This is a genomic window from Oceanobacillus alkalisoli (assembly GCF_022213125.1).
Lineage (GTDB): Bacteria > Bacillota > Bacilli > Bacillales > Amphibacillaceae > Oceanobacillus > Oceanobacillus alkalisoli.
Window position 1 is genome coordinate 40,418 of sequence record NZ_JAKNRA010000014.1, and the last position, 22,368, is coordinate 62,785.

Consider the following 22,368-nt stretch of genomic DNA (forward strand, 5'->3'; position numbering starts at 1 on the left):
TTCGTTTGAAAAGGAGTTGTGGTTGTGAAAAGACTTAGCATTAGTGTACTGTTACTGCTCATCCTCTTCATCGGAGCGTGTTCTAGCGGAAATTCGACAGGGGGTGGAGAAACAGCGGAGAAAACGGAAGAAAAAGATGAATTGGTACTCGCGATTGGCGGAGAGCCGGATGAAGGCTTTGATCCGACGACTGGTTGGGGAAGTTATGGTTCTCCAATATTCCAAAGTACATTATTGATCTATGATCAGGACTTTGATATCGAATATGACTTGGCGACAGATTATCAGGTGAGTGAAGATGGACTTGAATACATAATACAACTACGTGAGGATGTGTTGTTCTCTGACGGGGAACCCCTCACCGGAGAAGATGTCGTCTTCACGTTTGAAACAGCTAAGACGAGTGGGTCTGTCATTGACTTGAGCAATCTCGAGTGGGTAGAAGCTACAGGCGAGTACGAGGTCACTTTCACATTGAACCAACCGGAATCGACCTTTGTATCGCATCTCACGAGCATCGGGATTGTGCCTGAGCATGCGTATAATGAGACGTACAATGAAAATCCGATTGGTTCGGGACCTTACCAATTCGTGCAGTGGGATAAAGGTCAGCAGCTTATTGTCGAAGCGAATCCGCATTATTATGGGGAGCAGTCTGACTTTTCGAGGTTAACATTTCTTTTCTTGGAAGAAGATGCGGCCTTTGCAGCGGCTCAAGCTGGAGAAGTTGATGTTGTAGCGGTTACTCCAAGTTTTGCCAAACAGGAAGTTCCAGGTATGAAGCTCGTTGAAGTTGAGTCGGTTGACAACCGGGGTATTGTTTTTCCCTACGTAGAAGCAGGAGGAGAAACAGATGACGGTTACCCAATCGGCAATGACGTGACGGCTGACGAAGCGATTCGGAAGGCGATTGATATCGGTGTGGATCGTGAGGCATTGGTAGATGGTATTTTAGACGGCTTTGGAACACCTGCTTATTCTGTTGCCGACCAGCTCCCATGGTGGAATCCGGAGACAGAAATGGAAGATAACCGAGTGGGAGAAGCAAAAGAATTGTTGGAAGATGCCGGATGGCAGGAAACGGAAGATGGCACACGGGAAAAAGATGGGTTGACAGCTTCCTTTACAATATTCTATCCAGCAGGGGATGAAGTAAGGCAATCCCTTTCCATCGCTGTCGCTGACCAGATTAAAGCGCTTGGAATCGAGGTCGACACAGAAGGGAAAAGCTGGAATGAACTCGAACGGCTTATGCATGCTAACCCTGTAATGATGGGCTGGGGAAGCCATGATCCGCTTGAAATGTATAATATCTACAGCAGCAATACGATGGGGGAAGGCTATTATAATGTCAATTATTACTCCAATCCGACTGTAGATGAATATATGGAAGAAGCAATCAACGCGACATCTTTAGAAGAGGCGAATGAATATTGGAAACGAGCTCAATGGGACGGAGAAACTGGCTTTTCATCGAAGGGGGATACCCCTTGGGCATGGCTCATTAATTTAGAGCATCTCTATTTCGTTGATGAAAGCTTGGATATTGGCGAGCAGAAAGTACAGCCGCATGGGCATGGCTGGCCAATTACAGAATTCATAGCGGATTGGCACTGGGAAGATTAGGACAGATGCGGCTCAAATCCATTGTTTTATATACCGTGAAGAAAGCTGTTAAACTGCTTACTCTGCTTGTGGCCGTCAGCATCCTGTCCTTCACGCTCCTGAGTTTATCACCGATTGACCCGGTCCAGTCTTACATCGGAGCTGATATGACAAGAGTAAGTCCGGAACAACGAGAAAATATTGCAGAATACTGGGGGTTAAATGAATCAAAGGTGAACCAGTATCTCAATTGGGGAAAAACCATTTTGCAAGGGGACTTAGGCACATCACTGATTTATCGGAGTGATGTCGCAAGTGTAATCGAGGAGCGGTTTCTCGCTTCCCTCCTCTTGATGATGGTAGCATGGATCCTATCCGGGGGAATCGGATTTTTACTTGGTGTTGTGTCAGGAATGAATGAAGGATCTTGGCTTGACCGTATCATTAAGGGATATTGTTTCATCCTTGCTTCGACGCCAGCTTTCTGGATGGGATTAGTATTCTTAATGGTACTTGCCGTCTGGTTCGGCTGGTTCCCGGTCGGTCTCGGTTCACCTGCCGGAGTGCTTGCAGCCGATGTATCGCTAGCTGACCGGGTGAGACATCTGTTTCTTCCAGCGCTGACGTTAAGTATTGTAGGAGTTGCCAATGTTGCCTTACATACGCGCGAGAAATTGATTGACGTGCTGCAGAGTGAATATGTCCGATTTGCAAAAGCAAGAGGCGAGCGGGGGCTTACTTTACTGAAGCGGCATGGGTTACGGAATATCTCGCTACCAGCAATCTCGCTTCATTTTGCCTCGTTTGGTGAATTGTTCGGAGGTGCTGTATTGGCAGAACAAGTCTTTTCCTATCCGGGTCTTGGACAAGCAATTGTCAATGCCGGACTTGGCGGGGACGTCCCGCTGTTACTCGGAATTGTTTTATTTAGTACGATTTTTGTTTTTACAGGGAATTTACTTGCAGATATTTTATATAAAGTCATTGATCCCAGAATCCGAAGGGAAGGTGGGTAAATGAAAGCACAAAGCATGAGCAGGAAAACTCGTCCTTTCAACTGGAGTGTGCGCAGGCGGACGGTGGCAGGGATTCTGTTTGCTTCCATCCTCCTGCTTGGGATCATCATAAGTGGGCTGCTCATTCAAACCGATAACATTGCTATTAATCTGGAAGGGAAAAATCGGGCGCCTTCCCTCGAGCATTTGTTTGGGACGGATTGGCTAGGTCGGGATATGCTGATGCGTACGCTAAAAGGCCTGATATTTAGTATCGGTGTCGGTATTCTCGCGGCCTGTTCAAGTACAATCATTGCACTGTTGCTAAGTTTGGTGGCTGCATGGAATAAACTTGCGGACCGGATTGTCACGTGGCTGATTGATTTGTTCTTAAGTATGCCTCATATTGTCACATTGATTTTAATTTCATTTGCTGCAGGCGGAGGGTTTAAAGGAGTTGTAATCGGACTTTCCCTTACCCACTGGCCGAGTCTCGCAAGGTTATTACGGTCTGAAGTACTGCAGTTGAAAACAGCGGAATATACAAAGATTTCACGGCAATTAGGTAAGCGAGAGCGCTGGATAGCGAGGAATCACTTTTTACCCCATTTAATCCCACAACTTATCGTCGGGTTTATTTTACTTTTCCCGCATGTGATTTTACACGAAGCGGCGATTACCTTTCTCGGCTTCGGCTTATCAACAGAAACGCCAGCAATCGGAATCATTTTGTCGGAATCGATGCGTTATTTATCAACAGGAGCTTGGTGGCTTGCATTCTTTCCGGGGTTAGCACTGCTCGTCGTTGTTGGCCTCTTTGATCTTTTTGGCAGAAGTGTACGCAAGTTCGTCGACCCATTCCATGGTCAAAGAGGGTAAGGAGGATGCAAATTGGTTTCAAATAATAAGATGAATGGACAGCCACTGCTTGAAGTGAAAGACTTCTCATTAAGATTTCTGCAATATGAAAGAGGTTTGAGGGAAACTTATCTAGAAGTGATCCGCAATTTTTCTTTGTGTATTTATCCCGGAGAAATTGTGGCAGTGGTTGGAGCGAGCGGTTCAGGGAAAAGCCTGCTCGCAGATGCCATACTGGGAATTTTACCGGAAAATGCAAGGACAGACGGTACATTGCAATATAAAGGGGAGGAGCTGACTGAAAAGCGACAGATGAAACTCCGCGGCAACGAAATATCGCTTATCCCGCAGTCTGTTATGGCCCTCGACCCTTTAATGAAAACGGGAAAACAAATTCAGTCAAACAAGAAAAGAGCAAGTCGGTCTGTTTTAGAGCGGGTCGGCTTAAAGGAAAATGTAGTGGACCTCTATCCTTTTGAACTTTCGGGCGGCATGAGCAGAAGGGTCCTTGTAGCAACAGCAATCACGGCATCTCCAACTCTGATCATTGCGGACGAGCCAACTCCAGGAATTGATCCGGAAGCACTTGACGATACAATCAAACAGCTCCGGCAACTCGTGACTGCAGATAAAGGAATGATGTTTATTACGCATGATATTGCGGTTGCAGCCCGACTTGCTGACCGGATAGCTGTATTCAACGAAGGAGAAACGGTGGAGATTGCCCCTGTTGCCCATTTTTCCGGGAAAGGGGAGCGGCTCGAGCACCCGTTTACGAAAGCTTTGTGGAACGCCTTACCGCAAAATGAATTTATTATGACGTCACCACTGGAGGAGAAAAAACAGGGCAACAAGAAACAGCAGGTACTCCATGCCAAAGGGATCAGCTACCGGTATCCGGGCTCCCCGTGGCTTTTTAAAAACTTGCAGCTTTCAATCGAGCCGGGTGAAGTCGTTGGGTTATTCGGTTATAGCGGGGCGGGCAAGTCGACAATGGCGCAAATTCTCGCCGGCTACATGTCCCCGCTAGAAGGAGAAGTACTTCTTGATGTTAAACGGATTAAAGAAGACGTGAATCCTGTGCAAATGGTTTGGCAGCATCCCGAACAAGCGATTAACCCAAGATGGCGGGTGGAGAAGATTTTCCAGGAAGTAGGGACGTGGGATGCAGAACTGCTTGATATCCTCGGAATCCGGAAAGAATGGTTCAAGCGCTGGCCAAGTGAATTGTCAGGCGGCGAACTGCAGCGCTTCTCCGTCGCCCGCGCGTTGATGAGTGAAAATATCCGCTACCTGATTGCCGACGAAATGACAACGATGCTTGATGCCGTGACCCAAGCGCAAATCTGGCTGGCGGTACTTAAGCTTGCTAGGCAGCGCGGGATTGGTGTCCTTGCCGTAAGTCATGATCATCAACTCCTTGAAAAAATATCTGATCGAATCATTGATTTTACGGACATCAGGTGAGGGATGCAATTTAATAAGAAGAATAGGAAAGCAGGTCAGACACGGATTCTGACCTGTTTTTTTTGGAATTAGATTCTATGGAGTTAAAAAATGAGGGGATGTCCGAAAATTAGCTGGATTTCACTAGGCCAACCCAAGCGTTTTCTTATTGCATGGGAAACTAGAAAGCAAAAAAATGCTGTGGATAATTTGAATTCCCAGCAATAGCCACGTCCGCTCTGCGCCCAACAACTGACAAACTTCACACTCCTGCAATCGATAAAGAAGACTTGCCGATTGGCTTCAGCCAGAGGCTTAGTCGCACTTATACCCTTGTGATGAAAGTCAACATCGGCTCTCTACCGTCGCCTGAGTTTCCTTTATCTCCCTTCCGGTAAAAAGGAGGTTCGATTAAGTTCGCCCCTTCCTGGGGCAACATCGAACTACCTCCCATCCTGGGAGGCGCAGTTTGTACGTTGCTAAACGGGAACTTGCGCCTTTGTTCATACGTTGGATATCGACTTTATTTGCCCAGGTATCATTACGTAAAATTTCCTGGTTGATTACGGACGTGTTTACTTCTTCTTTCAAGCCTCCGAATTCTTTAGCGTTTGATATTTTCATACCATCAAGTTCTGCTTTTACATGTTCTTGATCAGCACGGAGCGCAGTTAGTATTTGTCCGTGTTCTTTAAGTTGTGTGCCATGTTTTTCTAAAGTTTGGCTGTGCTCGTCCATGATTTTCCCAAGCATCTCAATGATTTGTTCTTCCTTATTCATCTTGTTCACCTTCCTAATCGGGTTCATTGTAGCATGAAAGGATACGAACAAAATATGACACTTTTCGTAGAACCTTAAAAAAATAGGGAAGGTTGACAAACCTATTCTTACGCTTTATGGTGGAATGGTTCAATTTTATAAAATCAGGCATGGTTCTATAAATTTAAGGGAATATAAGAAGAGAATGATTTTTCAGGGAGGTGTTTCCACTGGTTGATAATTTTGAAGTGGAACCGATTTTTGAAGACAGACCACATGAACGGCATCAATTCAAGCTCGTCATAGATGGGAAGAAATACAAGGGTGATTTTTATGATGGTGAAATTCACTGGCTGCACCCGCACCCAAAACAAGTCGTTCCGGAGCACAAGCTACAGGCAATCGAAAATGAAGTGTACGAGCTTCTTGGAAAGCACGGCATCAGTGATGACACGGATAACATGGAAGTCGAGCCAATGCTTAACAACAGCAATAGCAGAAGAAACCTTCATTTATTTAAATTGAAGATCCAAGGCGAAGAATTCAAGGGTACAATCATTGATGGAGAAGTCGAATGGTTCCATCCAAAACCGAGACGAAAGTTACAGGATGAGCGTGTGGAGAAAATTGAAGAACAAATTCATGAAAAAATGAAAGAACATATGGAATAAGAGAGTATGGCGCATCTTGGTGTGTGAGGGATGCGCTATTTTATTTTCTCAAATGCTTTTATTGATGAGACAGATAAACAACTGAACCATCCGGAATTGAGCTTTTTCAGTTGTGAATAGTATTTAAAAACCTTATACGGCAGCCGATTTGAGTTTTTTATGAATTTAATGAATTTCATAATACGTATTTAATACTTCACCATCACCATATGTAGTTGATTTAGTTCGTTCCCAACTACATATGGTGATGGAAAAGCCGACTTTGGTAATTATGAAATTCATTCATTTGACAAACACCGAAACTTTTTATCACGCATTAACGGTCTGTAGTATCCCCGCCTCTAGACATGAGGGGAAGCCAAAATGTGAAGGTAGGGATATACAGTCCGTAAATCCCGGTTTAGAAATACAAAAAAAGGGAATTAAAAATATTAGCATTCTAAAAGTGGTGGGGAATAGTGAAGAAAATAGGAATATTTATAGTAGGAATTATAGTAGGATTTATACTCATTTGGCTTTTTGGGAATCCTTTTATTTGATGGATTGTTTAAAGTGAGTAAGATGACGAATCATAAAGAATAAGTGGGTAAAGTAATTCTTAATAAATTCCCTCAACTTTTTTTGTGTCGTTTTATTTAAAAGTATTACAACTCACCCAATCATTTGTCACGTTAGCCAGGATAAATTAGAATGATAGTAATACATAAAAAAGGACTGGTAGCAGATGAGTCAGGAATATAAAATTGGTGATATTACATTGGGTGAAGGAATGCCGAAAGTTTGTGCCCCTTTAACAGGAACTACTTTAAAAGCGTTACTGGATGAATGCGGCTTAGTGCGGAATTCAGAAGCAGATCTTGCAGAATGGCGGGTTGATTTCTTTGAGTATGGACGAGATACGGAAAAGGTGCTTGAGGCATTAGCTGAAATAAGAAAAGAACTGGGAAATATGCCGCTTATCTTCAGTTTCCGGACAGCGGAAGAAGGCGGGGAAAAGGATATCACTGTCAGGCAATACATGGAACTGAATAAACAAGCTGCCGAGTCCGGAGCTGTCCAGCTGATTGATATTGAATTATTCCGCGGGGAAGATACCGTTAAGGAACTAGTTGCAATCGCAAAAGGACAGCAAGTTTTAACGATTATTTCAAATCATGATTTCAAACAGACACCTGACGCACCGGAAATTATGAACCGGGTAGAAAAAATGCTTGAACTTGGCGGGGATATTCCGAAAGTTGCTGTCATGCCGGTCAAAGAGGAAGATGTCCTCACGGTAATTCAAGCGAACCTAAAATTGAAAAAGTTATATCCAAACCGCAAAATGATTATGATTGCAATGGGGAGTCGCGGTATCGTGACCCGGATGAGTGGAGAGATTTTCGGATCTGTGCTTACGTTTGCAACGGTGAAGCACGCTTCCGCACCGGGACAGGTGTCTGCAGGCGAGATGAAAAAGATTCTGCAAATCATTCATAATGCCCAGTAGCTAGCAGTTTACAAATGGAAAAATCAACTATAAAATGGCGTACATCACAATGAATTGCAGCTAGATAAGTTGGAGGTTTAACAATGTTCACGTTGGAAAATTGGGAATTTCTTATATCCTATACACACTTGAAAAACTTAGGAATCGCAGTAGGAGTCTTTCTCTTATTCTTGCTGTTCCGCAAATTATTTACAAAATATGTCTTCCGCATCATCATGCGGTTGATCAATAAGACGAAAGTTAATTTTCTATCGAATATTTTCCAATCCTTTCAAAAACCGGTGGAATGGCTATTCATCATCGTAGGGCTTTATGTGGCTTTACGGTTATATCCTTACTTTAATCATCACCAGGATTGGTTTATTACTCTCGTCAAGGTAGCGCTTATCGTGTTAATTACTTGGGGACTGCTTAATTTATCATCATCCTCATCCAATGTGTTTTATAAAATCAATCAGCGGACGAATATTAAAATAGATGATATTCTGATTCCGCTTTTATCGCGAACCTTGCAAGTGATCATCATCGCAATCAGTTTAACGATCATTCTGCAAGAATTCGATTACAGTATCGAAGGGTTTATTGCCGGACTTGGCCTTGGTGGACTTGCTATTTCCCTTGCGGCTAAAGATGCCCTAGCTAATATTCTTGGCGGAGTCGTCATTATATCGGAAAAACCGTTCACGCTAGGAGATTGGATTTTAACACCATCCGTTGAAGGAACGGTAGAAGATATCAGCTTCAGAAGTACGAAGATCCGAACCTTTGAAGACGCACTTGTTACAGTTCCAAATAATACCCTTGCAAATGAAAATATTACAAACTGGAGTAAAATGGGCAAACGTCGAATTAACTTTTCCATTCGACTTATATATGATACACCTAAAGAAAAAGTTAAAAACGTATTGGAAAAAATCAATACGATGCTCAGGGAGCATGATGAAGTCCATCCGGAAACGATTATGGTCTATTTCGAACAATATCAGGAGGATGGCTTTGAGCTCTTGCTTTACTTCTTTACGAAGACAACGGTTTGGGCAGAGCACTTGGCAGTCCGTGAAGATATTAACTTTAGAATTCTCGATATTCTTGAAGAAGAAGGTATTGAAATTGCTGTTCCGACGAGACGGCTTATGGTTGAGTCGGAGGAAGAAGAATCCCAGGGGAGAGACCGGGCAACCGAATAATCTTCACTCGAAGACGGAGGAACTCTACAACGATTGTAGGGTTTTTTCCTGCTTAGAAATCACTCTATTTTTCGCCAGTTATAAATAAACCTTGAATCATTCATCGATTTCAATAATTTCAATTGCAAATGATCGTTTATTGGTTAATGCGTGTGGTTCTTCGATAGGACGGAAATTTGCTCAATTAGCGAAGGGGCTAGGTTTTTAGTTAGTTGCAGTTACACGAAATGATAAACTTACGGAAGATTTACTTGAACTGGGTGCGTCTCATGTTATAAACACTTCAAGCACTTCACTTACTGAAACTGTGATGGAGTTAACAAATGGAAGGGGTGCAGATGCTGCTATTGATTCGATTGGAGGTTGTTGGTGATCACGAAAATCATTAGAATATATTTGAACACGGAATCGCTGTAATGTCGATACCAATCTGCAATTTCTTCAATTGCTTTATCCTGCAAAACGATTTCGCCTCCTTTTTTAAGACTCATAATTAAGACGTTTATTACATTAAAAAGTCACAGGTTTTTATCTGAAAAAAGAACTAACTCCCCCAAGTAAAGGATACCCGTTCCTCCTCCTTTATGATAAAATAAGGGAGATGCACGAGTGTAGGAGGAAAGGCAATGTATAATTTTGCAGCGAACGTAGTAAAAATTATCTTAACTATTTTTGGAAGAATCAAAGTCTATCAGAAAGAAAAATTACCAGATAATGGCGGATACATTATTGCTTGTACACATACAGGTTGGGTTGATATTTTATGGCTTGGGGTATCCTTACTGCCTAAGCAAATTCATTATATGGCAAAGAAGGAATTGTTCCAGACGAAATTCACAAATTGGCTGATGAATGTCTTGAATGCTTTCCCAGTCGACCGGGATAATCCGGGACCGAGCACAATCAAGGTACCCCGTAAGCTACTGAAGGAAGGGAAGATCATTGGAATCTTCCCAAGCGGAACGAGATCAACCGAGGAAGTCCCTTTAAAGCGCGGTGCCGTAACGATTGCAGCTTATGGTAAAGCACCGATTATACCTGCAGCTTACATCGGCCCGAACAACTTTAAAGATTTGCTCAAATTCCAGAAGCCAAAGCTTATTTTCGGTGATCCGATTTACTTGCCCGAAGACCAGCCGCGAAGAGAAGCAATGGATACGATGATGGAAAAATTGAATGTCGAAATGTATAACTTGCAAAGACAACTGAGAGAAAAATGATAACAACGCATAGACCTTATGATAAACAGACAGAATGTTTATCTTAAGGTCTTTCTTTTGTTGACATTCATACATTTATACCCTATACTTACATATAGTAACTTAGTGTAAAATGGTAATATAATTGAAAGGGAAGAATAGATATGGAGAAAAAGTTTTTTCAAAGTCCAACGATTTATGTTGGCGAAGTAAGTATTAATGTAACAGACTTGGAAAGGTCATTAGAATTTTACCGGGATTTCCTCGGGTTTAAAGTATTGGAGCAAACAGCTACGGAAGCTAAGCTGACTGCAGATGGTGAAAAAGCAATCCTCACACTTGTTCAGCCAGAAGGAGTACAACCGAAAGCTCCGCGTACAGCTGGATTGTATCACTATGCAATTTTGCTTCCAAATCGTTCTGATCTTGCCGCATTGCTGCAACATATCGCGGAAAAATCGGGAGGAAATATGCGCTTAGGGGCTTCTGATCACTTTGTAAGTGAAGCTTTATATTTCGACGACCCAGATGGTAATGGGATCGAAATCGCACATGACCGGGATTCCGGAACATGGGAGTGGGAAGGAAGCATGGTATCCATGGGGACAGTTGCACTTGACGCACAAGGGTTACTCGCAGACCGGAAGGCACCATGGGAAGGAATGCCAGAAGATACAATCATGGGACATATTCATTTGCATGTGTCTGATATTGAAGTGGCGCGCGAGTTCTATATTAATGGAATCGGCTATGATGTTGTGACCGAACTGCCTGGAGCTTTATTCACATCGAGTAACGGTTACCATCACCATATCGGCATGAATACCTGGAACGGGGTAGGTGCACCAAGAACACCGGAAAATAGTGTCGGACTGAACTGGTTCAAGCTTGTTTTTCCAGATGAAAGCACAAGACAGACAACTTTAGAAAATGTTCGGAAACTTAATGCACCAATTCGTGAGGCGGATGGCGATTATTTCGTTGAAGACCCATCGGGAAACACGCTTCGTTTTGTGATTGGATGAATAGCGGCGGCGAGATAACAGCGGAAATTGGACAAAATAAGTGCAAAAAGTGGTAGAGTTGTCTAATAGAGAAGCTCTATTGGACAAAATAAGTGCAGAATCGTTAGAACTGTCTAATAGAAGAGCTCTATTGGACAAAGTAAGTGCAAAATCATTAGATCTGTCTAATAGAGAAGCTCTATTGGACAAAATAAGTGCAAAATCATTAGATCTGTCTAATAGAGAAGCTCTATTGGACAAAATAAGTGCAAAATCATTAGATCTGTCTAGTAGAAGAGCTCTATTGGACAAATAAATGCAAAATTGTTAGATCTGTCTAATAGAAGGACCAACTAAAATTTGAAATAGGGGTAAATGATATCCCCACTGAATGAAGTTTTAATCTACTTTTTAATGGACCGTATAATTGCAACTGCAATTATGATAAGGGCGATAAATGGACCGATGAAGCTTGCAATGAGAAAAACAAGTCCGTCCAAAGAAACAACCTCCTTTTCCCGATCTTACCATTTACAATTTAGGAGTAAAATAATTTAAATAGTCGCAGGGTTTACATTGAACATGTGTAAGCCCTGCGACTTCATTTAATTTGCACACTTTTTCATGCATGAACGGTCTGTAATCCCCCACTTCTAAACATGAGGGAAACCGAACATGTGATGTTGAGGGATAAACAGTCCGTAAATCCCTGATTCTGTTCAACTAACATTCAATGGAGAAAGAAAAGCCCCACGAAATGAAGTTTCACTTTATTATTTATACCAAGCAGCAGCGGCTTGCACTTCCGTCATCGTTAATTGGTGCCCGCGATTTTCCCAGTGGAGCTCGACTTCCGCTCCAGCACCTGCAAGTAGCGTATCCAATTCCTCTGATTCCTGTGCTGGACAAATTGGATCATTCGTACCAGCTGCGATAAATACACGCTTTCCAGTTAAGTCAGGCAAATCAATCCCTCTTCTTGGCACCATTGGGTGGTGGAGAACCGCTGTCTTCAGTGCATCCTGATAATGGAACATCAAGCTCGCTGCAATATTTGCACCATTGGAATACCCGACAGCAGTTATATTGTTCCGGTCAAATTCATATTTTTCCGCTGCTTCGTCGAGAAATACATTTAATTCCTGTGTTCGGAAAATTAAATCCTCTTCATCAAAAACTCCTTCTGCCAGTCGCTTAAAAAACCTAGGCATTCCGTTTTCAAGAATATTTCCGCGAACGCTTAGTACGTTTGCAGCTTTATCGATAACCTCTGCAAGGGGGAGCAAGTCATGTTCATTTCCTCCGGTACCGTGCAGTAAGAGCAATGTTGGTCTTGATGGGTCATTTCCTTTTTGGAATACGTGTTTCAATTATTCAATCTTCCTCTCTTATTTTGGTCTTTCGATTGTAAATATCTCTCCAATTTTGGCGTAATCATGTCCGGCCAGTCGGCTTATGGCTTGGAGTTTATCGTAATTGATTTTTCCAGCTTCATAAACTTCTTCTGCGATATGGAATCTCTCGACTTTACCGATGATTAAATCAGAAGTAATTCTCTCGGTTTGTCCAAGTTCTACTGCCTTTTCCAACGTACATTCAAATCGAACTTTTGCTTGCTTAACAGCAGGTACAGCTATATTTGTACTTTCGACCAAGTCCAGCTCTGTTACATCGATTTCACTTTCATCCGGTGAAAGTGATGCGGCTGTTTTATTGATTTCAGCTACATTATACTCATCGACAATATGAATGACGAATTCCTTCGTTTCCATCATATTTTTGGCAGAATCCTTCTGGGCGTCGTCCTTCCGTTGAATCGAAACGGCAAGCATCGGAGGGTCGGTTGCGGCGATATTGAAATAGCTGAAAGGCGCTGCATTTATAATTCCGGCTGAAGATTGAGTTGTAATAAAGGCAATGGGCCGTGGAATGATGGAGCCGATTAACAGCTTATAATTTTCTCTTTCCGTTTGATCCTGTGGATGAATGGAAAGCATGTTGCGGCACCTCTTAACGCTTATATTTTTAAAAAGTCATTGATTAAATTTTCTCTGCTCGTTTACCTACTGTTTTAATCGTTTCGATCACAATCTGTTTATGTTCTTCTGATACACCCTCGAAGACTTCTTCAATTCGCTCTTGATGTTTAGGGAAAATCTTATCCATTACTTCATTTCCCTTATCCGTGATTTCAATATAAATGACACGACGGTCGTCTTTACAATTTGTTCGGCGTAGTAGCTCATTTTTCTCCAGTTTATCGATGACATATGTGATTGAACCAGTATTAATGAGTACCGCTTCAGATATTTGCTTGATTGTTTGTCTGCCTTTATGGTATAGTGCTTCCAGAATGGAAAAGTCGGATAATTTCATTCCGTGGTCAGCAATATCTTTTTTTACCATTTCTTCTAATGTCTTCGATGCTTTCATTAAAACGACAAAGGACTTCAAAGATAAATTTTCACACATAGCTATTAACTCCTTTTCATATATACTGAATTAAGATATATTTAATTAACTAAAATTATAGAGGTTAATGGATAGTCTGTCAAGCGTTCTACTTAGATAAAAAAACCCCGCCTGATACGCGACTAGGCGGGGTTGTTGTTGTCCGGTAATTTAATGAGCTGCATCCGGCTATTAAAAAGAGTCGGATAAGATAGGAAACCGAGCATGATACTCGTTACCGCCGCTGTCGTTAGTAACAGGAATAGAATGAGCAATTGAAATTGGACAGCTTGCATTGGATCGGCTCCCGCAATAATTTGCCCGCTCATCATACCTGGAAGCTGAACGAGTCCGATTGTTTTCTGGCTTTCAATTGTCGGAATCATGCTCGCTTTGATGGCAGTAATGAGCGAATGGTGAATGGCTTGCTTCGGTGTCCCTCCCAAGGAAAGGATAAGTTCTGTTTCATCTTTTCTCGCTTCGATTTCCGCTGTGAACCGGTTTAAAAAAAGAATCGAGAGCACCATCGAGTTTCCGATTAGCATACCACTAATTGGGATAATGTATTGTGTTTCTGGAGGAGTAATCTTAAAGCCAATCAGTATTCCTTGGGTCAGCACTTCGATAAATACGAAGGTCACAATGAGCTTCCAGGTGATTCCTTGAATGGCCGCTCCTTTTTTTCTTGCGTTGTGGGTTGCCGCGGTAATCATGAGAATGACCATTAAAATAATATAGATCAGATTTTCTGTTGCAAATACGAAGGTTAAAATATAACCGACAGCAAGCAATTGGATAATGGAGCGTACTGTCGCGATAACTGTGTCTTTTCCAAGGCCAAGATTCAATGTCTTTGTCAGGATTAAGGGGATGAGGACAAAAACGAGAGCTAGTGAAAGGGTCAGGAAACTCATGCGAAATCCCCCTTTACAAATTGTTTCACTTGCACATTCTTCGGATTGGTCAGCAGACTGCTTGGTCCGGATTCGATTAATTGCCCATTCATCATGACCCATGTGTCATCACTGATCTGAATTGCTTGGTTTAAATTATGGGTAATCCAGATGATCGTCACGTTGTATTCTCTATTGATCTTTTCAATCAAGTTCTCAATATCATGGGTCGAGATACGGTCAAGGGATGATGTGATTTCATCGAGCAGTAAAATTTCCGGACGGTTTACAAGTGTCCGGGCAATGGAAACCTTTTGCTTCTGTCCACCGGAAAGATCACCGACATGTCGCATCAGTAAATCTTTATCCAAGCCTACTGCTGCAAGTAAATCGGCAGCCTCATCCTCCGGCAATGCATCTCCCGCAAGTATTCTGGGAAGTTGTAGATTTTTATAAACGGTCCCTGCAATCATTGTTGCGCTTTGCAGAGCTAGTCCTACATTTCTCCTTAAATCGGTCGGTTCGTATACTTGGATGGGTTTTGCTTGGATAAAAATCCTGCCATGTGTAGGAGAAATGATTCCATTACAAAGTCTGAATAAGGTTGTTTTCCCAGCACCGGACGGGCCGACGAGAGAAGTGATTTTACCCTTCCGGAATGAACCTGTAACATTCTTTATTATTTTTAATGGACCATCAGCGTAAGAGACGTTTTTTAATTCAATTGCTTGTTCGTTATTCATCTGTATTCCTCTTTTCTATCTCGTTCAATTAAAACAGCTTGCCTATGTATCAGTTTACCCTATATTGCCTGAATACATGAAGAAAAGCGGGACATGGGGTCAGAACGAGGCTGCTGAAAAACATATTATGGAAATTATTTTTCCCACTTTGATAACCAAAATCGAGTGAAAACAGGTATTTATTCCCCACTTTCATAGGTTATTTTACATGAAATTTGGGAATCGGTTTCCATTCGCTTGAAATTAGTGTACTTTTTCAGCAGCCTCGGTCAGAACGGCTGTCCCAGTTGCTCTGACGTTGAGGAGGGGGAAGGAAGTATCAATGCCTGGTTTGGGTGGGGTTGTCTAGGATTGGGAGTGGAATGTGCCTGTCCGTGCTGAAAAAACCTATTAAAAGGAAGAGAGCGGTTGTGTCGGTTACCGCTCTCGCTGAAAAATCACGTGACGGAGAGCAGAGTAGCCCTGTCAGCACCCGGTTTCATTGAGAAAGTCCACTCCGGGCAATGAGCAGCTCAATCATAGCCAGTCAGCGGTGATAATGCTTAGCAAAAGGCACTGACGAATACATAAATGTTCTTTCCGGATTCCCTTGCACATCGATTCACCACAAATAGTCCATCATATCCCGAGAAAACAGATTTGTATCAATGGTGCAGCTTTGAGCCTCAATTGCGTATTGCCAGCCGAGAACAGGAGCGGCGGCAGGTCCTTCTGGATTGAATGCTGGAGCATTTTCCTGTGTCGTAATTTCATGTTGCGGATAAGCGGTCCAGACAATTGTATTTTCTTGGATACTTGTATCCAATGCTTCAAACGCAAGCGTTAATTCGCTACCTTCATTGAACACCCCATAAATTCCAGGTGCATATTCTGAATTCGTTAATGTATTATACCAACCATTGATAAAAGCGTAATCAACTGGATAGTCCGGCTCAATATCACCAAAGATTGCAACGCCCTCCGGAACCCCAGCGTTTTCAGCAAACTGTATTGCTTGCTCTGCATGTTCTGTGCCGTTCTCAAATCCGCGCGCATCATTTACATGATTATAGATCACGAGGATTCGAATATCATGTTGATGCAAATAATCAATCTCAGCTGTATCAAGCCCAAAAGAGATTCCTTCCCGGTCTTCGAGATAACGTCCCCAGACCTCTGGCTTGCCAAAGTTCTCCATAACACATTGGAAGAGATTCTCGTCGGTATAACTCGCTGAATCGACTCCCCAATAAAATTGTTGCGTATCCTCACCTTCATTATCATCATCGTTTTTATTCGTATCCTTTTCCTCATCTAAAAAATCATTTGAAAGCCCGGGAAATGTCAATTTTGCGTCAGAAAAGAGAAGCAATAGAAATGGTATCGCAACAATGATAGCGGCAAGTCCGATAAATAATAAAATTTCATTATTTTTCATTCACAATCCCCCTTTCGCAGTATATGAAAGGGGGATTGTGAATGTATGGGTTCTTTATATGAATAAGCCCTTAGAATTTATTTTCCGAGCAGTTTTCGTTTCTCTTTTAACAAAGATTGAAATTCTTTATCCAATGTCTCACTTGGTTCCAAACTTAGCTTACTTAAAACTTCTGATATTTTGGTCTCAATTACGAGCAACTCTTGTTCTTTCGTATCAACTTCCGGTTTCATCTTACGGTTTTTAAATTCTTCATAACCCCCGTGAAAATCGATTATTTCCTTGTTTTCAATCGCCAAAATACGTTCGGCAATTTGACTTGTAAACATCCGGTCATGGGAAACAAAAAGTATTGTTCCTTCATATTCCTCGAGCAGGGACCCGAGTTCTTCCATTGCATAAATATCAAGGAAGTTCGTCGGTTCATCTAGAATAAGAGTATTGCAATCACTTACCATCAACTTTGCAAGTGCGACTTTAACCCGTTCTCCGCCACTTAGCACACCCATTTGCTTATAAACAGTATCACGGAAAAAGTGTAAGCGCGCGAGCACGGTTCGTACGATCGACTCATCTTGGATAGCTGTTTCCATGACGGTCTCTAGGATTGATTTTTGTGGATCTAAACCATCCAGATTCTGACTGAAATAACCGAGCTTTACCGCTGGGGAAATGGAAAGGCCGGATTCTTCATTTATTACTTTTTTGATTAAAGTCGTTTTGCCGCTTCCGTTTTCTCCAATAACAGCTATCTTCTCTCCAGCTTTAATCTGAAAACTCGCCTCATTCCAAAGAACGCGCTTCCCGAAAGCTTGTGTGATAGCATCAGCACGGATGATGGTTCTTCCCTGCAGTGATTCTTGATTTGGGATTGTCATTTTAATTGGCGGCAGCTCTTTTACTTTCTCGACCCTTTCCAATTTTTCAATCCGTGTTTCAATTGATTTCGCTACTTGCTGCAGTTTTTTCTGCTTTTTGGCGAAATAAGGTTTTGCACCTTTTAATCTCGCTTCTGAACTACTTAAACTTTTTGGCTTTTTTGTTGCCCGCTCTGCTTTTTTCTCCTTAAGAACAATCGCATCCTCCAACTGCTGTTTCTTCTGAACATAATTTTCATAAGCCTTCTCATGTTCTTGAATTTTTAGCTCTTTTTGCCGTGCGAAGTCGGAGTAATTCCCTTTGTACACATCGACATTCCCGTCCGCAATCTCCCAAATGGTTTCGCAGGTCGCATCAAGAAAAGCACGGTCGTGGGATACGATAATGACCGCTCCCTGCAGACGTTCGAATGTACGCTCCATCCTTTCGATTCTTGACGTATCGAGATTGGTTGTCGGTTCATCGGCTAAAAGTAATTCGGTTTTACGTGCTAAAGCTTTATCGATGTACTGCTGGGTTATTTCTCCGCCACTTTTCACTGTGTCCGTTCGCTTGAGCTGGGGAAGGAGGGTAGCAGATGTCTCTCCGGAAATCGTTGCCGATTGGATGTTCCTTTTCCCTGCAATAATTTCGAGCAAGGTCGTCTTGCCTGATCCATTTCTGCCAACAAGTCCAATCCGTTCCTTGTCGCGTATTTGTAAATGCTCGATATCAAAGAGTTTCCGATCACCGATTTCATACGTTATGTTCATTAATTCTTTTATAATCATAAAAACAACTCCTATTTTCGGGCATAAAAAAGCCCCTATAATCGTGTTTGAAATAGGAGTTAGAAAGCACGGGAAAATGAAAGATCCCCAATTATCGTGTATGGTCAGCCATTCTAATCCTATTTCGAAACAAAAATGCATGAGAAAGAAGCAGGTCTTCTGCTTGAACATTACATATCTCATCTGTTTCGCTTTGTAAAATAGGATTAGTTTTTCATTGTCTCTTGGCTCACCCTTTCGCTTCATGTTGCTTTTATTATACTATATTTATTGAAGATTGAAAGAGGTAATGTTTAAACAAAGAAAAAGCCAGCTTCTACCCTTGAAGCTGGCTTTTCCCCGTCGTGTTGACCGGTTTGCGCGGAAAATTTTGTTTCCTCGTTCTGTGATGACGGAATTTTGTTCCCCGTCTTGATTCTTAATATTTACTTTGTGCTGTTTTTACTTCAAACAGCGGTTTGTTGCAGTTGCACTTTCACAAAAAATTATTCTTTTCAAACATGCAAGAGAATTGGAATCTCATGTTGTTGCTGACGGGCTGATCCTTCCGTCGTAAAGCAAATTTTCCGCCAAGGCTGTGCAGATCCCTATTAGATTCCGCTTCTTGATAAGTTGTTTGTTACGGCACACAAGTTATCTTTCGGCTGGAATTCCAATAGTAGTTCGCCTTGTACTGTACTATACCCGTTCCTCCATTCTTAAAACATGAAATAACATTTTTTTATAAAAGTGGAATGTAGTGCCGATGATTGAACGAATTCGTGATTTTATTCAACATAGTTAGTCCGAAGCTAAAAAAGAACCTGCCGTTACCATCTTGAAAGGGATGTATCAATTCAAAATGATGATGAAAATCGAGAATGGCATGCAAATCAGCATAAGACAGTTCAATATATTTAATTAGTAGGGTATCCATTAATCCCGGAACCTCATAAGGTTCGGCAACTTGCTGATCTCCCGCGATATTCGGAATCTCTTTATATAGCCCGATACCATATCTATCTTCATTTGTCGTACCTTGTTTTAATAATTGGTGATATTCTTTTGTCACTTCTTTCTCTTCTTGCAATACTATTAAATAAGGATTCTCCATCTACACCCCTCCACTTATAGTATCCTCAATTTAGCCTTTATTCATCAAACTCAAAACAATGCTACAAAATTATTCAGCCCCTATTTATTATAGTATATCGTAACAGTCTTGAAACAAGAGTGGAATAGTAACTCACCTAGTTATGGAGCGTCATGTTTTACTTGCCGTTATTGCCCTCGACTTTAATAGGAAAGCAACAGATTTGATCCTCTCATCATGGCACTTGTCCTGTCTGTCCTCCCGAAGCAGCCCAGATAAAAGCTTCATTAAGGGTGCGAAGTCAAGTTTTGAAGAAAAATATAAAAACATCTTTACAAGCAAATTCATTTCCCTTATAGTAAAGGTACCTAATTATTCTAGGTAGGTGAAAAAATATGTTTAATCGTGAACTCGTAAAAGGGAGTACGTCCATTCTTGTGCTGCAATTGCTTGATGAACGGGATATGTATGGCTATGAACTCGTGAAAGAAATGGCAAAAAGAAGTGATGATCAATTGCAAATGAAGGAGGGGACGCTTTACCCTGCGCTTCATAAAATGGAAAAACAAGCTTACGTTGAACATTACTGGAAGCATCAAGAAAAAGGGCCGGCCCGTAAATATTACCGGATTACCGAAGAAGGAAAAGATATTCTAGCTGAACGCACATCCGAATGGAAACAGTATGTTCAGGTTATGAATAATCTTATTGGAAGAAATGAAACATGAACGAGGAGGCGCAACGGTTTCTCCATGAGCTTAAAAAAGCATTGGAAGAAGATCCGCACCGTGCAGAAATTATTGCAGAATATCGCCTGCATGTAGAAGAGATGCTGGCGGAAATAACAGAACGTGATGCCGACATTTATAACCTGCTCGTTACCCGGCTAGGTTCCCCGGAAGAGCTAGCAGAACTTTGGAAAGAAGAAAAATCCGTCACACCGAAGAAAATGCAGCGACTATTCGTTTTCCTCAACATTGCATTATTTGCTGGTGGTGTACTATTTACGATTGGTTACAATGTCCTTGGCTGGAGATGGCTGGAAATCCTTTGGGAAAGTTTAACGGAATCGACGACGATTATTATTTTAATCTATCTATTTTTCTGGGGATTGCTTGGTTATGAAATCGGCAAAGCCTTAGGAGCACGGGGAAAAAAGGTGCTTACCCGGACGTTTCTCATCGGGATCATTCCGAATCTGCTGCTTATGTATTTGATTGTTTTTCGATTGATTCCTTATGAATGGTTCGATCCACTGCTCGATCGATCTTTTATCGTGCTCAGTATCCTTTGCACGGTGGCATTATATCCGGTTAGTTTACTCGGTTACCATTGGGGGAGAAGAGCGTCTGTTTAGTCGGACTGGATAGATTTGTTCAGTCCGAGAAGTATAAATGATTTATGCCTATGTACATAGTTTGTCTATATACATAGGGATTCTATGTATAGGAGCGTTTAACATGCGGACAAAACAAAGAGAATGGCTGTTTTTGTTAACTTGTCTATTTCTAGGCTTTCTAGCAAATATCAGCTTCTTATACGGGGAAATTGAAGTATCCTATATTATTTTCATCGCGTTCTTTTACACGGTGTTATTTGTCCGGTTTAAGTTTTCCTTCGAACACCGGCGAATAGGTCTATTGCTCATGGCGGGAATCTGGTTGCTTGCGGGTAGTTTCCTGCTATTTGACAGTACGATATTTTATCCGCTGAATTTACTTGTAATCCCGGCCGTTGTATTCTTCCATATCGTCTTAATTACAAGCCCGGCGAAATTGAACTGGGGTAAGTTATCCTTTATTAGACTCGTAACTGGGAAGCTTGCGGACGCGCTCCGCTATTTGACGAACTACTTACGTTATATTGGAAGAATCATGGCGAGAAGCAGGCGGCGGGTGAAAAATAGGACACTAAGGCAGATTCTCTTAGGAATACTGCTTACAATTCCGATTTTGATCATCATTGTTCCGTTACTAATGTCTGCGGATGCGGTCTTTCAAGAGCAAATCGAAAATTTATTCATTTTCCGCATCAATGTAAATCTGGTTGAAGTTGGATTTCGTCTTGCCTTTACGGTTGTTGCTGCGATTTTCTTCTTCTGTATTTTCCAGGTCATTGGGAAAAAGACAAAGCGCGAGATTGAAATTCCCGAGACACCAAATAAAAAAACGTTGCCGGGAATCGTTGCGGCTACGATATTAATGTTATTAAACACATTGTATGTGCTGTTTATTGCGCTGCAGTTTCAATATTTCTTTCATGAAGGTTTGCTTGACGGCTTTACGTATGCCGATTATGCAAGACGCGGTTTCTTTGAATTAATTCTCGTTACACTGATTAACTGGACAATTTTACTCGTATTCATGAAGCGAGTGAGGCCTGAGGATGACAAGCAGAAACGATTATTGCAAATTCTATACTCTATCATGATTTTCGCTAGTGGCATTCTGCTTGTATCAGCATGGCAGCGACTTACATTGTATGAAGCGGCATATGGTTTTACAATGGACCGATTGCTTGCCCATTATTTCATGGCATTTTTACTCGTGATCTTCGCTTATACACTCATTCGTGTCTGGTTGGAGAATCTGCCAATTTTACATTTTTACCTGATTTGCGCATTTCTCTTTTATTGCTTGTTGAATGCCGTCAATTTGGAAGAAACGATTGTGGAAAATAACCTGGAACGATATGAAGTAACAGGGAAAATTGATATTCATTATTTCTCTAACTTAGGAGCAGAAGGTATTAAAGGTCTGGTACAGTTGTATGAAAAAGATCCTGAAATACCAGGGCTCAAAGGTCTACTGATTGATAAAAAAGTACAGCTTGAAAACGGAGAAGGTGAATCCTGGCAAGCATTTAACTTTGCAAGGGATGAAGCGAAAGAATTACTGGAAGAGCTTGGGCTCTAAACTTAATGGAGGTGG

21 protein-coding genes and 1 pseudogene are annotated in these 22,368 nt (G+C 41.8%); 13 read left to right on the forward strand and 9 right to left on the reverse strand.

Annotated features, from left to right (window positions below):
- The first annotated feature begins 24 nt into the window (after nt 1–24).
- From L3V42_RS15085 to L3V42_RS15100, 4 genes are read left to right on the forward strand one after another with little or no spacing between them, the layout of a single operon-like run.
- A complete protein-coding gene (locus L3V42_RS15085) occupies nt 25–1,626 on the forward strand; it encodes an ABC transporter substrate-binding protein (protein ID WP_238472346.1) in 1,602 nt (533 codons plus the stop codon).
- Nucleotides 1,627–1,631: 5 nt separating this feature from the next.
- Nucleotides 1,632–2,621 carry an ABC transporter permease gene (locus tag L3V42_RS15090; protein ID WP_238472347.1) on the forward strand — a complete coding sequence of 330 codons (990 nt, stop codon included), beginning with the start codon at nt 1,632–1,634 and terminating at the stop codon, nt 2,619–2,621.
- Entirely contained in the window at nt 2,622–3,479 is an 858-nt protein-coding gene (locus L3V42_RS15095; RefSeq protein ID WP_238472348.1) for an ABC transporter permease, read from the forward strand.
- A gap of 12 nt (nt 3,480–3,491) precedes the next feature.
- A complete protein-coding gene (locus L3V42_RS15100) occupies nt 3,492–4,925 on the forward strand; it encodes an ABC transporter ATP-binding protein (RefSeq protein WP_238472349.1) in 1,434 nt (477 codons plus the stop codon).
- Between the two features lie 390 nt (nt 4,926–5,315).
- On the opposite strand, the gene L3V42_RS15105 is transcribed toward L3V42_RS15100, so the two are convergent.
- Nucleotides 5,316–5,684, reverse strand: a complete 369-nt coding sequence (locus L3V42_RS15105; RefSeq protein ID WP_238472350.1) for a hypothetical protein — start codon at nt 5,682–5,684, stop codon at nt 5,316–5,318.
- Between the two features lie 227 nt (nt 5,685–5,911).
- Between L3V42_RS15105 and L3V42_RS15110 the strand changes: the two genes are divergently transcribed.
- From L3V42_RS15110 to L3V42_RS15135, 6 genes and pseudogenes are all read left to right on the forward strand, one after another.
- A complete protein-coding gene (locus L3V42_RS15110) occupies nt 5,912–6,334 on the forward strand; it encodes a HicA family toxin-antitoxin system (protein WP_238472351.1) in 423 nt (140 codons plus the stop codon).
- Nucleotides 6,335–7,058: 724 nt separating this feature from the next.
- The gene (gene aroD, locus L3V42_RS15115; RefSeq protein WP_238472352.1) at nt 7,059–7,823 is read left to right on the forward strand and encodes a type I 3-dehydroquinate dehydratase; all 765 of its coding nucleotides are present in this window, start codon (nt 7,059–7,061) and stop codon (nt 7,821–7,823) included.
- Between the two features lie 83 nt (nt 7,824–7,906).
- A complete protein-coding gene (locus tag L3V42_RS15120) occupies nt 7,907–9,010 on the forward strand; it encodes a mechanosensitive ion channel family protein (RefSeq protein WP_235763424.1) in 1,104 nt (367 codons plus the stop codon).
- A gap of 127 nt (nt 9,011–9,137) precedes the next feature.
- Nucleotides 9,138–9,374 (forward strand): annotated as a pseudogene (locus L3V42_RS15125) (zinc-binding dehydrogenase); the annotation flags it as partial.
- A gap of 262 nt (nt 9,375–9,636) precedes the next feature.
- Entirely contained in the window at nt 9,637–10,230 is a 594-nt protein-coding gene (locus L3V42_RS15130; protein WP_238472353.1) for a lysophospholipid acyltransferase family protein, read from the forward strand.
- Between the two features lie 143 nt (nt 10,231–10,373).
- On the forward strand, nt 10,374–11,234 hold the full coding sequence (locus L3V42_RS15135; protein ID WP_235763422.1) for a VOC family protein: 861 nt from the start codon (nt 10,374–10,376) through the stop codon (nt 11,232–11,234).
- A 752-nt stretch (nt 11,235–11,986) separates the two neighbouring features.
- On the opposite strand, the gene L3V42_RS15140 is transcribed toward L3V42_RS15135, so the two are convergent.
- The 8 genes from L3V42_RS15140 to L3V42_RS15175 all read right to left on the reverse strand — a co-directional run bounded on the left by L3V42_RS15140 (nt 11,987) and on the right by L3V42_RS15175 (nt 19,459).
- Nucleotides 11,987–12,583 carry an alpha/beta hydrolase gene (locus L3V42_RS15140; RefSeq protein WP_238472354.1) on the reverse strand — a complete coding sequence of 199 codons (597 nt, stop codon included), beginning with the start codon at nt 12,581–12,583 and terminating at the stop codon, nt 11,987–11,989.
- A gap of 18 nt (nt 12,584–12,601) precedes the next feature.
- Nucleotides 12,602–13,210, reverse strand: a complete 609-nt coding sequence (locus L3V42_RS15145) for a flavin reductase family protein (RefSeq protein ID WP_235763420.1) — start codon at nt 13,208–13,210, stop codon at nt 12,602–12,604.
- A 43-nt stretch (nt 13,211–13,253) separates the two neighbouring features.
- Nucleotides 13,254–13,685 (reverse strand): MarR family winged helix-turn-helix transcriptional regulator, encoded by a 432-nt coding sequence (locus tag L3V42_RS15150; protein ID WP_235763419.1) that lies wholly within the window; start codon nt 13,683–13,685, stop codon nt 13,254–13,256.
- A gap of 122 nt (nt 13,686–13,807) precedes the next feature.
- The gene (locus L3V42_RS15155; protein ID WP_238472355.1) at nt 13,808–14,578 is read right to left on the reverse strand and encodes an ABC transporter permease; all 771 of its coding nucleotides are present in this window, start codon (nt 14,576–14,578) and stop codon (nt 13,808–13,810) included.
- Complete coding sequence (locus L3V42_RS15160) at nt 14,575–15,300, reverse strand: ABC transporter ATP-binding protein (RefSeq protein WP_238472356.1); 726 nt, start codon at nt 15,298–15,300, stop codon at nt 14,575–14,577. The genes L3V42_RS15155 and L3V42_RS15160 overlap by 4 nt, the downstream gene beginning before the upstream one ends.
- 601 nt (nt 15,301–15,901) lie before the next feature.
- Nucleotides 15,902–16,717 carry a glycoside hydrolase domain-containing protein gene (locus L3V42_RS15165; RefSeq protein WP_235763416.1) on the reverse strand — a complete coding sequence of 272 codons (816 nt, stop codon included), beginning with the start codon at nt 16,715–16,717 and terminating at the stop codon, nt 15,902–15,904.
- Between the two features lie 77 nt (nt 16,718–16,794).
- Nucleotides 16,795–18,366: a Vga family ABC-F type ribosomal protection protein gene (locus tag L3V42_RS15170; RefSeq protein ID WP_238472357.1), complete on the reverse strand. Its 1,572-nt coding sequence runs from the start codon at nt 18,364–18,366 to the stop codon at nt 16,795–16,797.
- Nucleotides 18,367–19,087: 721 nt separating this feature from the next.
- Nucleotides 19,088–19,459 (reverse strand): Fic family protein, encoded by a 372-nt coding sequence (locus L3V42_RS15175; RefSeq protein WP_238472358.1) that lies wholly within the window; start codon nt 19,457–19,459, stop codon nt 19,088–19,090.
- A gap of 374 nt (nt 19,460–19,833) precedes the next feature.
- Between L3V42_RS15175 and L3V42_RS15180 the strand changes: the two genes are divergently transcribed.
- The 3 genes from L3V42_RS15180 (at nt 19,834) to L3V42_RS15190 (ending at nt 22,353) form a co-directional block, all read left to right on the forward strand.
- The gene (locus tag L3V42_RS15180) at nt 19,834–20,166 is read left to right on the forward strand and encodes a PadR family transcriptional regulator (RefSeq protein ID WP_235763413.1); all 333 of its coding nucleotides are present in this window, start codon (nt 19,834–19,836) and stop codon (nt 20,164–20,166) included.
- On the forward strand, nt 20,163–20,795 hold the full coding sequence (locus L3V42_RS15185) for an HAAS signaling domain-containing protein (protein ID WP_238472359.1): 633 nt from the start codon (nt 20,163–20,165) through the stop codon (nt 20,793–20,795). Before L3V42_RS15180 ends, L3V42_RS15185 begins: the two co-directional genes overlap by 4 nt.
- Before the next feature lie 103 nt (nt 20,796–20,898).
- Nucleotides 20,899–22,353 (forward strand): DUF4153 domain-containing protein, encoded by a 1,455-nt coding sequence (locus L3V42_RS15190; protein WP_238472360.1) that lies wholly within the window; start codon nt 20,899–20,901, stop codon nt 22,351–22,353.
- Nucleotides 22,354–22,368: the final 15 nt, after the last annotated feature.